General features: G+C 69.4%; 9 protein-coding genes. 4 read left to right on the top strand and 5 right to left on the bottom strand.

Annotated features, from left to right (window positions below):
• Positions 1-118 precede the first annotated feature (118 nt).
• Positions 119-1,207: a 2-oxoacid:ferredoxin oxidoreductase subunit beta gene (locus J3P44_RS23405; protein WP_255892915.1), complete on the top strand. Its 1,089-nt coding sequence runs from the start codon at positions 119-121 to the stop codon at positions 1,205-1,207.
• 34 nt (positions 1,208-1,241) lie between these two features.
• On the opposite strand, the gene J3P44_RS23400 is transcribed toward J3P44_RS23405, so the two are convergent.
• Complete coding sequence (locus tag J3P44_RS23400) at positions 1,242-1,652, bottom strand: hypothetical protein (RefSeq protein WP_255892914.1); 411 nt, start codon at positions 1,650-1,652, stop codon at positions 1,242-1,244.
• A 101-nt stretch (positions 1,653-1,753) separates the two neighbouring features.
• Here J3P44_RS23400 and rarD point away from each other — a divergent pair, with 101 nt between their 5' ends.
• The 3 genes from rarD (at position 1,754) to J3P44_RS23385 (ending at position 5,270) form a co-directional block, all read left to right on the top strand.
• Complete coding sequence (gene rarD / locus J3P44_RS23395; RefSeq protein ID WP_255892913.1) at positions 1,754-2,662, top strand: EamA family transporter RarD; 909 nt, start codon at positions 1,754-1,756, stop codon at positions 2,660-2,662.
• Between the two features lie 78 nt (positions 2,663-2,740).
• A complete protein-coding gene (locus J3P44_RS23390; RefSeq protein ID WP_255892911.1) occupies positions 2,741-4,183 on the top strand; it encodes an HNH endonuclease signature motif containing protein in 1,443 nt (480 codons plus the stop codon).
• Between the two features lie 244 nt (positions 4,184-4,427).
• Positions 4,428-5,270 carry an arginase family protein gene (locus tag J3P44_RS23385; protein ID WP_255892910.1) on the top strand — a complete coding sequence of 281 codons (843 nt, stop codon included), beginning with the start codon at positions 4,428-4,430 and terminating at the stop codon, positions 5,268-5,270.
• 48 nt (positions 5,271-5,318) lie between these two features.
• On the opposite strand, the gene J3P44_RS23380 is transcribed toward J3P44_RS23385, so the two are convergent.
• The 4 genes from J3P44_RS23380 to nuoL are packed head-to-tail and all read right to left on the bottom strand — an operon-like array spanning position 5,319 to position 11,315.
• Entirely contained in the window at positions 5,319-6,320 is a 1,002-nt protein-coding gene (locus J3P44_RS23380; RefSeq protein WP_255892909.1) for a polyprenyl synthetase family protein, read from the bottom strand.
• Entirely contained in the window at positions 6,317-7,909 is a 1,593-nt protein-coding gene (gene nuoN, locus J3P44_RS23375) for an NADH-quinone oxidoreductase subunit NuoN (RefSeq protein WP_255892908.1), read from the bottom strand. Before nuoN ends, J3P44_RS23380 begins: the two co-directional genes overlap by 4 nt.
• Complete coding sequence (locus tag J3P44_RS23370) at positions 7,906-9,390, bottom strand: NADH-quinone oxidoreductase subunit M (protein WP_255892907.1); 1,485 nt, start codon at positions 9,388-9,390, stop codon at positions 7,906-7,908. The genes nuoN and J3P44_RS23370 overlap by 4 nt, the downstream gene beginning before the upstream one ends.
• Positions 9,390-11,315 (bottom strand): NADH-quinone oxidoreductase subunit L, encoded by a 1,926-nt coding sequence (nuoL, locus tag J3P44_RS23365; protein ID WP_255892925.1) that lies wholly within the window; start codon positions 11,313-11,315, stop codon positions 9,390-9,392. The genes J3P44_RS23370 and nuoL overlap by 1 nt, the downstream gene beginning before the upstream one ends.
• Positions 11,316-11,381 lie beyond the last annotated feature (66 nt).

Raw genomic sequence — 11,381 nt, 5'->3', positions numbered from 1 at the left:
GGCTACAACGAGGTCCGCGGCCTGCCCCTCAAGGCCGCCGTCCTCGCCGACGTCATCGGCGGACTCGTCGCCGAAGCCGAAGGCATCGAGGTCGACGTCACCCCCAAGGAGAGTAGTGATGACTGAGCCCCTGACCGACTTGGGCGTCCCCACCTTCCGTTCGGGCACCGAGTCGGTCCCGACCAGCGAGCAGCCCCAGACCGGGAAGGAGTTCACCTCCGACCAGGAGGTGCGCTGGTGCCCCGGCTGCGGCGACTACGCGGTGCTGAAGGCCGTCCAGTCGTTCCTGCCCGACCTGGGCCTGCGCCGCGAGAACATCGTCTTCGTCTCCGGCATCGGCTGCTCCTCACGCTTCCCCTACTACCTCGACACCTACGGCATGCACTCCATCCACGGCCGTGCCCCCTCGATCGCCACCGGCATCGCCACCGCCCGCGAGGACCTCTCCGTATGGGTCGTCACCGGCGACGGCGACGCCCTCTCCATCGGCGGCAACCACCTCATCCACGCACTGCGCCGCAACGTCAACATGACGATCCTGCTGTTCAACAACCGCATCTACGGCCTCACCAAGGGCCAGTACTCCCCCACCTCAGAGACCGGCAAGGTCACCAAGTCCACCCCCATGGGCTCCCTCGACCACCCCTTCAACCCCGTCTCGCTGGCCCTCGGCGCCGAAGCCACCTTCGTGGCCCGCACCATCGACTCCGACCGCTCGCACCTCACCACGGTCCTCGCCGCCGCCGCCGCCCACCGCGGCACCTCCCTGGTCGAGATCTACCAGAACTGCCCCATCTTCAACGACGGCGCCTTCGACGCCATCAAGTCACCCGACACCAAGGCCGACGCCATCATCCCGCTCGTCCACGGCCAACCCGTCACGTTCGGCGTCGACGGCGCCAAAGCGCTCATCCGTGACGAGCACACCGGCGGCGTCAAGGTCGCCGCCACCGCCGACGTCGCCGCGGCCGACATCATCGTCCACGACGCCCACAACCCCGACCCCACCCTGGCCTTCGCCATCTCACGGCTCACCGACTCCGGCTACCTCAACACCTCACCCATCGGCATCTTCCGCCAGGTCCACCGCCCCACCTACGACGACGCCGCCCGCGAGCAGGTCACCAACGCCCAAGACACCACCGCCGACCGCACCACCCGACTGGCGGCGCTGATCGGCGGTGGCGACACCTGGACCGTCCTCTGACCTCTCGGTCAGGCGGGGGTCGATCCAGCGGGGATCACTCGAAGTACAGCGTCCAGACCTTGCCCTTGGTGTTGCCGTAGCCGTTGGAGTGGTCGACCTTCGAGCGCCACTTCCAGCGGCCGCGATCGGGCGCGTAGATGCGGGTCTTGAAGACGCCACTGTCGTTGGTCTTGACCTTCTTGACGGCCTTCCACTTGCAGGTGCCGCACTTCTTCTTGAGGATCTTCACCGTCTGGTTGGCGTACGGCAGCGCAGTTCCGTCAAGCTGGGGCTCGGTGACCGTGCCCTTGAGCTTGAAGGCGTTGTAGGAGACCTGGTGGTCCTTCGGCGGGACCTCGTCGATGATGCGCTTGGGCAAGGACCCGGCACTGGCGCTGACGCTGAGCGCACCTGCGACGAGCAATGCGGTGACGAGCGCAGCCAGGACGGCGCGGAACTTGCGCATGGAGATTTCCCCCTCGAGAAAACGATGATCAGCTGAATGTCGCGGGGCCCACCCCCGAGACCCCCTCATGGTAGGCGACGGCCGAGGCCTACACTCCCGGAGTGCCAGATAGCCGCCGTGGACTCGTCCTCGGCGCTCTCGCCTACACGCTCTGGGGCACCTTCCCTCTCTACTGGACCCTGCTCGAGCCGGGCGGTGCCGTCGAGATCCTGGCGCACCGGATCATCTGGTCGCTGGGGACGATGCTGCTGATCCTCGTCCTGTGGCGCAGGGTGCCGCAGCTGAAGGCGCTCCTGCGCGACCGGCGTCGGGCCCTGATCATCAGCGCCGCCGCCGTCGTCATCACGGTCAACTGGGGCGCCTACATCTGGGGGGTCAACAACGGGCGCGTGGTCGAGACGTCGCTGGGCTACTTCATCAACCCCCTGGTCACCGTGCTGATGGGCGTGCTGATCCTGGGCGAGCGCCTGCGTCGACTCCAGTGGGTGGCGATGGGCATCGCCTTCGTCGCGGTCGTCGTGCTGACCTTCGACTACGGGCGCCCGCCGTGGGTGGCCCTCGTCCTCGCCTTCTCGTTCGGCACCTACGGGCTCGCCAAGAAGCAGGCGGCCGTCGACGCCGTGGAGAGCATCACCCTCGAGACCCTGGTCCTGGCGCCGATCGCGCTTGCGTACGTCGGGTGGCTGATGTCGACCGGCCAGTCCAACTTCGCCTCCCACGGGGTCGGCCACGCGCTGCTCTTCACCACCACCGGGATCATCACCGCGATCCCGCTCATGCTCTTCGGCGCGGCGGCCATCCGGGTCTCGATGGTCTCGCTGGGCCTGCTGCAGTACCTTGCTCCCACGATCCAGTTCGCCCTGGGGATCCTCGTCTTCCGCGAGGACATGCCAGCCAGTCGATGGATCGGTTTCGGGCTCGTGTGGCTGGCACTGGTGCTGTTCACCGTCGAGGCGGTCAACCACCGCCGCCGGCAGCTGCGGTTGGTCGCGCACGCCAGCGCCTGCTGAGGTGCTCGTCGCGATCTTGACGTTCCCTGGACTCCCAGACCGGGCCGAGTGTCGGTGGCCTTCCGTAGAATCGAACACATGATCGAGACGCTGGCGCGGCCCGGGACCGAGGTCGACGACGACCTCACCGCCTCGGGTCTGCTCGCCCTCGCCCGCGATCGCAAGGCCGCCGAGGACCGCGCGGCCGCTGACCTGCTCGATCTCGCTGCCCGGTGGGCGGACCTGCACCCGCCCGAGTCGATCCACCACGCCGCCACGTTCACCAGCGGCCGCGGGATCGGGATGGAGGTCGAGGCGCCCATCGCCGGCGACGGGTGCCCCACGGTGGCGGAGTTCTGCGTCGCCGAGCTCGGCACCGTCCTGGGCATCTCCATCGTGTCGGCGAAACGGCTGATCGGGCACGCCCTGGAGCTGCGGCACCGGCTCCCTCGACTGTGGACGCAGGTGCAGTCGGGTGGGGTCGCACCGTGGCGGGCCCGGATGGTGGCCGAAGCCACGATCCACGCCACCCCGTCGCTGACTCCGGAGGCGGCCGGGTGGGTCGATGCCCAGGTCGCCGCCGTCGCCGGACGCATCGGCCCCGTCCAGCTCGACCGGCTCGTCGCAGAGAGCATCAAGCGCTTCGAGCTCGCCCCAGCGGATCCCGCGGCGGACCCCGATGACGGCTACCTGTCCGTGGACCCGCGCCACGTCACCGTCCACGACCAGGACGTCCACTACGCCGGCACCATGCACCTCGAAGCCGACCTCGACATCGCCGACGCCCTCGACGTCGACCGCGTCCTGACCCACGGCGCCGAGCTGCGCAAAGCCCTCGGCTCCACCGAGTCCCTCGACGTCCGCCGCGCCCAAGCCCTCGGCGACCTCGCCCGCACCCAGACCGCGCTCGACCTGCACACCCGAGGCCACACTCAGGGCCGCGCCGGTGCATCCGGCCAGGACGGTCTCCCGGTCGCGCGGGAGGTCGTGCTACACGCCCACTTCGAGGCGGTGTCGGTTGCCGAGCAGATGGTGTTCGGGCCGGCCGGGCGGCTCGAGGAACGCCAGCGGCTGGTGCTGCTCGACCAGGTCCAGTCCTGGTGCGGCGACTCCCGGACCAAGGTCACCATCAAGCCCGTCATCGACCTCAACGCTCACCTCGAAGCGCCCGGCTACGAGATCCCCGACCGGATCCGCGAGCAGATCATTCTGCGCGACCGGACGTGTGTCTTTCCCTGGTGCACTCGCCCGGCGCGGGGCTGCGACGTCGACCACGTCATCGAGTACGACCACGACGCCGAGGCCGACGGCAGACCTCAGCCCGGGCCCACGCAGACCGACAACCTCGGTGCGCTGTGCCGGTTCCACCACCGCCTCAAGACCCACACCGCCTGGCACTACGACGTCATCGGACCCGGTGAGTTCGAGTGGACCAGCCCCCACGGCCACCGCTACCGCCGCGACCCCACCGGCACCACCGCACTCGACCCGCCACCAGAACCAAGCCGGCGACCACAGATCCCACGCCAGCGACGACCATGACCCCGCCCCACACCCCGCCACCCATGCGATGGCGGGGCCACAGGCACGCACAGGCAGCTCCTCGGCGGGCCTAGACCAAGTCGAACCGGTCACCGCTCTTGCGACCCCATGCTTCCTGCCTCATGCATCTACCGCGTGCTGCGAGATCTCGCACCCCGGTGCGCACGAAGTCGATTGCAGCCCCTGATCGCGGGCTCGTACCGTCGGGGACGTCAGCCTGCCACCGACTCTCCAGGAGACCCTGATGTCCAGCACGACGCCCTCCGCCCACCCGGTCGGGCTGACCCACTTCGCCGGCCGCGCCGGTGACCACAACGATCTCGCCATGATCGGCTCTCGGGAGCTGGCTGACGCCCTCTCGGCACGCCTCGGCATCGAGATCACGACCGTCGGCGTGCCCGAGCCTGCCCGGTCGGTCGGGTGGAAGGAAGAACTCGACGCCGCTACACCCGCCCTCAAGGCCATGGCCAGTCAGCTCGACCACGTCTTCAGCTCAGGGCTCACACCCCTCACCGCCTGCAGCAGGTGCGCGGTAGCCCTCGCCACCCTCCCCGTCGTCGCCGCCCACCGCCCCGACGCCGTGGTCGTATGGTTCGACGCGCACGCCGACCTCAACACCCCCGAGAAGACCACCTCCGGCTACCTCGGCGGCCTCGCCTACAGCGGCCCCCTGGGTCTCTGGGACTCCGGTCTCGGCAGCGGCCTCACCACCGACAACGCCATCCTCGTCGGAGCACGCGACCTCGACCCCGCCGAGCAGGAGCTCATCGACACCGGGACCATTCCGCTCGTCAAGGTCGGCCCGTCCATGGCCGACGACCTCGGCACCGTGGTCGACGGGCGTCCCGTCTACGTGCACATCGACTGCGACGTCCTGGACGCCGGCACCGTGCCCACGGACTACCTCGTCCCCGGTGGCATGACCCTCGCGGACCTGCGCGCCACCGCCGAAGTACTTGCCGAGTCCGAGATCGTGGGCCTCGAGGTCGGTGAGCTGGAGAGCGCGCGAGACGAGGAGACCCCACCGAGCTACGTCACCGCCCTGCTTGAGGCGCTCACGCCCCTGTTGACGACTGCTTCCCCCTGACTGACGGCGCCACGAACCGTCCCTCAGTGCCAGGTGCGGGCCAAGACCTCAGGAGGAGCGGGTCGCCACGACGTCGGCGAACGACTCGAGCGCGGTGCGCACCGGGCCGGGGTCGAGGACCTCGAGCAGCTTCTTGGCCTGGGTGGCCTGGCCCAGCACGTAGTCCCGGGCCTGGTCCATCGCCCGGTGCTGGCGGAGCAGCGTGAGCGCCTCGGCATGCAGCGCGTCGTCAGTGAGGTCGGCACCCAGCAGCTCGAGGAGGCGGGCGTCGGCAGGGTCGGTGGAGGCCTGCGCCATCAGCACCGGGAGCGTGGGTACGCCCTCGCGCAGGTCGGTGCCGGGCGTCTTGCCCGAGGTGTCGGACTCCGAGGCGATGTCGAGGATGTCGTCGGAGAGCTGGAAGGCCGAGCCGACGATCTCGCCGTAGGCGCTCAAGGCCTCGACGACCTCGGGGCGCGCCCCGCCGAACATCGCGCCGTAGCGGGCCGACGTGGCGATCAGGGAACCGGTCTTGCCCGCCACCACGTCGAGGTAGTGCGCGAGTGGGTCCTCGCCCGGCTCGGGGGTGACGGTCTCGAGGATCTGTCCCTCGACGAGGCGGTTGAACGTCCGCGCCTGGATCCGGACTGCGTCGGGACCGAGGTCGGCCGTGAGCTCGGAGGACCGGCCGAAGAGGAAGTCGCCGGTGAGGATCGCGACGTGGTTGTCCCAGCGAGCGTTGGCCGTGTCGGCCCCGCGCCGGAGGGCAGCCTCGTCCATCACGTCGTCGTGATAGAGCGAGGCGACGTGGGTCAGCTCCACGACACACGCCGCGGTGTGGACCTCCTCGGCCTCCGGATGCGTCCCGGTCTCCGCCGCCAGCAGCACCAGCAGCGGCCGGAACCGCTTGCCGCCCGCCATCATCAGGTGGGCCGCGGCACGCGAGACGTAGGGCGTACGTCCCTGGCAGTGACCGGCCAGCAGCTCCTCGATGCGCGCCAGCCGGCCGACCAGCCGCTGCGCGAGCTCGGCGTCGACGACAGGCAGTGCGAGGGGCGAGGCGTCGGTCACCTGATGAATTCTCCCGCAACCGCCGCCAGGTCGAGCACCGGCCCCGGCAGGACGCCGAGGGCGAGGGTCACGGCCGCTCCGACAGCGATCGTGGTCGCGGTCAGCACCGACGGGTACGCCACCCGCGGGCCGTCGCCCACGGGCTCGTCGAAGTACATGACCTTGATGACGCGGATGTAGAGGAACGCGGCGACGATGCTCGCGATCACGGCGGCGACCACGACCGGCCAGGCACCGGCGGCGAGGGCCACCGAGAACACCGCGAGCTTGCCGACGAAGCCGGAGGTCAGCGGGATCCCCGCCATGGCCAGCAGGAAGAAGGCGAAGACCGCCGCCACCACGGGCGACTCCTTGCCCAGGCCGGCCCACCGGTCGATCGCGGTGGTCTCGCCACCGGAGTCGCGGACCAGGCTCACCACGGCGAAGGCACCGATCGTGGCGAAGCCGTAGGTCGTCAGGTAGAAGAGCACGGCCTGCACCGACGAGATCTCGCCGAGTGCGAGCTGGTCGGTCGCCTGGAGGCCCAGCACGCCGGTCAGGATGAACCCGGTGTGCGCGACCGAGGAGTAGGCCAGGAGCCGCTTGATGTCGCTCTGGGTGATGGCCAGCGCAGCCCCGACGAACATCGAGAGCACGGCGATGATCCACAGCATCGGCTGCCACGACCAGCGATCGGCGCCGAGCGCGACGTAGAACAGACGCATGATGGCCCCGAACGCGGCGACCTTCGTGCCGGCCGCCATGAAGGCCGTCACCGGGGTCGGAGCGCCCTGGTAGACGTCGGGGGTCCAAGCCTGGAACGGGACGGCGCCGACCTTGAAGAGCAGGCCGACCGACAGCAGGCCGGTGCCGATGAGCAGCAGGCTGGAGCTGCCGACGTCGTTGCGGACCGCCTCGTTGATCGCGGCGAAGTCCATCGAGCCGGCGTAGCCGTAGATCAGCGCTGCGCCGTAGAGGAAGAAGCCGGACGAGAAGGCGCCGAGCAGGAAGTACTTGAGCGCCGCCTCCTGACTCAGCAGGCGGCGACGACGCGCCAGTCCGCTCAGCAGGTAGAGCGGGAGCGAGAGGACCTCGAGGCCGACGAACATGGTCAGCAGGTCGTTGGCGGCCGGGAAGAGCATCATCCCGAAGACCGCGAACATCATCAGCGGGTAGACCTCGGTGTGCTCGCGGTTGGCCGCGATCGCTGCGGTCTCCGCGTCGGTGCCGGGCACCGCAGAGGCCTGGCCGGCGAAGGCGGAGACTCCACCGTCGAGGTGCCGCTCGGCGAAGAGAAGCACGCCTCCGATGGCCAGGGCCAGCACGAGGCCCCAGATGAAGAGGCTGGGGCCGTCGATGGCGATCGTGCCGCCGATCGCGAGGACGCCGCGCGCCGCCCCGTCGTCGTACGTCTGGACGTCCCGCGCGACCAGGACCACGCCGACCAAGGCGGCGACGAGGCCGCCGAGGGACAGCACGACCTGGGCGACGTAGCGCGCGCCACGCGGGGCGAACGCCTCGACCACCACGCCGAGGCAGGCCACACCGAAGACGACCAGCAGCGGCCAGAGCTCGAAGTACTCGACGCTGGGCTTGACGAACTCGGTCACTGGTGACCACCCTCCTGGGCGACGCCCACTCCTGCGAGAGTGTCGTGGACGACGGGATTGATGACGTCGAGCAGCGGCATCGGGTAGAAGCCGAAGAGCACGAGCGCGAGCAGCAGCGGCGCGACGATGCCGACCTCACGCCGATCGAGGTCGACCACCGGGGCCACGCCCGTGAGGGCCGGACCGGTCATCGTGCGCTGATACATCCAGAGCGCGTAGAACGCCGCCAGCACGATGGCCAGGACCGCCACCGAGCCCACCAGCCAGTGGTGCTCGAACGCGGCGATGATGACCATCAGCTCGGAGACGAAGGGCGACAGGCCGGGCAGGCCGCAGGCGGCGAGGCCGGCGACCAGGAAGAAGCCGGCGAGCACCGGCGCGGTCTTCTCGACCCCTCCCATCGCGCGGATGGAGGCGGTGCCGGTGCGCTGGATCAGGAACCCGGCCACCAGGAACATCAGCGCGGTCGCGATGCCGTGGTTGACCATGTAGAGGATCGCGCCGGTGCCGCCGGTGGAGCTGAAGACGAAGATGCCGAGCACGATGAAGCCGAAGTGGGACAGCGACGTGAGGCCGATGAGGCGCAGCACGTCGTCCTGGCCGATGGCGACCAGCGCGCCGTAGATGATCGAGACCAGCGCGAGCACCACCACCACCGGCGTCGCCCACTGCGAGGCGTCGGGCAGCAGGCCGAGGCAGAACCGCAGCATGCCGAAGGTGCCGATCTTGTCGAGGATGCAGACCAGCAGCACCGAGGTCCCGGGTGTCGCCTTCTCGGTGGTGTCGGCCAGCCAGGTGTGGACCGGGAACATCGGCGCCTTGATAGCGAAGGCGATGAAGAAGCCGGCGAACAGCCAGCGCTGCGTGATCGGGTCGATGTCGAGCGCGGCCAGGTCGCTGAGCAGGAAGCTCGGGGTGCCGGAGTTGGCGGACACGACGTAGAGGCCGATGACCGAGGCGAGCATCACGAGGCCGCCGGCGAGCTGGTAGATCAGGAACTTGGTGGCAGCACGGCCGCGACCCGCGCGCCCGAAGCCGCCGATGAGGAAGTACGCCGGGATCAGCGTGGCCTCGAACACGACGTAGAAGAGGAGCACGTCGGTCGCGGTGAAGACCGCAAGCGACATCGCCTCCAGAGCCAGGGTCCAGGCGAAGAACGCCTTGGCGCCGCCGTTGCCCTCGGCCTCGGACTCACGCCAGCCGGCGAGGAGCACGATCGGCACCAGGACGACGGTGAGCAGCACCATCAGCAGGCCCAGCCCGTCGACGCCGAGGGCGTAGTGGACGCCGAGCGCCTCGATCCAGGTGTGGGTCTCGGTGAGCTGCATGCCCCCGCCCGCGTCGTACTGCGTCGCGGCAGCGATGCCGGCGACCAGCGTCGCCGCGGCGAAGCCGAGGCCGACCAGCCGCGCGAGCGCCCCCGGCACGAATGCCGTGACGACAGCGCCGACCAGTGGCAGCAGGATGAGAACGGTCAGCATCATGCGAGGTTCACCGCCAGGAGGGCCAGGACCACGAGCAGGGCGCCGGCGAGGAGGGACAGGGCGTAGGAGCGGACGAACCCGTTCTGGAGCCGGCGCATCGTGGTGGACAGGCCACCGACTACCAGGGAACTGCCCTCGACGGCACCGTCGACACCGACCCGGTCGAAGGTCGTCAGACCGCCCACGAGCGAGGCTCCGGGCCGGACCACGACCACGTCGTTGATCGCGTCGCCGTAGAGGTCGGCGCGCGCCGCACGGGTCGCGAACGACACGTCACGGGGCGCCTCGCGGGGGATGTCGCGCTTGCCGACGAGGAACCAGGCTGTCGCCACACCGATGGCCACGACGCCCACGATGAGCATCGTGATCACGATGGCCGGCAGCGGCGGCTCGTGGTGCTCGGCGTGGCCGGTGACGGGCTCGAGCCACCCGACGATCCAGTTGCCGGCCAGCAGGAAGCCACCCAGCACCGACAGCGCGGCGAGCGCGATGAGCGGGACCGTCATCACCTTCGGCGACTCGTGCGGGTGCACGTCGGCGTCCCAACGCTTCTCGGTGAAGAAGGTCATCAGCATCAGCCGGGTCATGTAGAAGCCCGTGATGCCGGCACCGAGCAGGGCGAGCACGCCGATCACGAGGTTGTCGGCCAGCGCCGACTCGATGATCTTGTCCTTGGACCAGAACCCGGAGAAGCCGGGGAACCCGATGATCGCGAGGTAGCCCATCGCGAAGGTCAGGAAGGTGATCGGCATCATCTTGTTGAGCGCGCCGTAGTGGCGCATGTCCACGTCGTCGTTCATGCCGTGCATGACCGATCCGGCGCCGAGGAACATGTTGGCCTTGAAGAAGCCGTGGGTGAGCAGGTGGAAGATCGCGAACGGGTAGCCGACCGGGCCGAGGCCGGCGGCCAGCATCATGTAGCCGATCTGGCTCATCGTCGATCCGGCCAGCGCCTTCTTGATGTCGTCCTTGGCGCAGCCGAGGATCGCTCCCCACAGCAGCGTGACGGTGGCGACGATGACGACGGCGGTCTGCGCGATCGGGGCGACTTCGAAGATGAAGTTGGAGCGGACCACCAGGTAGACGCCGGCGGTGACCATGGTCGCGGCGTGGATGAGGGCCGAGACCGGGGTCGGGCCCTCCATCGCGTCGAGGAGCCACGACTGGAGCGGCACCTGGGCCGACTTGCCGCAGGCACCGAGCAGGAGCAGCAGGCCCAGCGCGGTCAGCGTGTCCTGGTCGGCGTGCGAGGTCGCCTCGCTCACGGCCGCGAAGTCCGTCGTGCCGAACGTGGCGAACATCAGCGCGATCGCCAGCGACAGGCCGATGTCCCCGACACGGTTGATGACGAAGGCCTTCTTGGCAGCGGCCGCGGCGGAGTGCTTGTGCTGCCAGAAGCCGATGAGCAGGTACGACGCCAGGCCGACGCCCTCCCAGCCGAGGAACAGGCCCACGAAGTTCGCCGAGAGGACCAGCATGAGCATGGCCGCGACGAACAGGTTGAGGTAGCCGAAGAACCGGCGACGTCGCGGGTCGTGCTCCATGTAGCCGATGGCGTAGATGTGGATCAGTGATCCGACACCCGTGATCAGCAGCAGGAACAGCGCGGCGAGCTGGTCGTAGAGCAGGTCCATGCCGACGTTGATCGAGCCGGTCTCGAACCAGGTGAACAGGTGCTGGCCGACCTGGCGCTCCTCCGCACCGCGTCCGAGAAGCGCGACGAACAGCACGAGGCTGAGCACGAAGGAGGCGACGGCAGCACCCGCGCCGACGAGGTGGCCGGACTGCTCGACCTTCGCCTTGAACGGGCCCTGCGCCATCGGCGCCACGGCGAGCAGGAGCACCGCACCGAGCAGGGGCAGGGCGATGACCAGCCAGAGCAGGTCGAACACGCCTCCGGCGCCGGTCTCAGGCGCGATCACGGGGGCGTGGGCACCCTCTGCAGTCGGCAGGGACGACAGCAGGACCGAGTGGGTCAACAGGTTCAC

The organism is Nocardioides astragali (genome assembly GCF_024436375.1).
Lineage (GTDB): Bacteria > Actinomycetota > Actinomycetes > Propionibacteriales > Nocardioidaceae > Nocardioides > Nocardioides astragali.
This window is presented reverse-complemented; position numbering and strand designations above follow the sequence as displayed.

What these genes read in the sequence shown, in the direction of transcription:
- J3P44_RS23370 (WP_255892907.1), bottom strand. Translation starts at nt 9,390, where the DNA reads ATGCTGACCGTTCTCATCCTGCTGCCACTGGTCGGCGCTGTCGTCACG.
- J3P44_RS23400 (WP_255892914.1), bottom strand. Translation starts at nt 1,652, where the DNA reads ATGCGCAAGTTCCGCGCCGTCCTGGCTGCGCTCGTCACCGCATTGCTC.
- J3P44_RS23390 (WP_255892911.1), top strand. Translation starts at nt 2,741, where the DNA reads ATGATCGAGACGCTGGCGCGGCCCGGGACCGAGGTCGACGACGACCTC.
- J3P44_RS23385 (WP_255892910.1), top strand. Translation starts at nt 4,428, where the DNA reads ATGTCCAGCACGACGCCCTCCGCCCACCCGGTCGGGCTGACCCACTTC.
- J3P44_RS23405 (WP_255892915.1), top strand. Translation starts at nt 119, where the DNA reads ATGACTGAGCCCCTGACCGACTTGGGCGTCCCCACCTTCCGTTCGGGC.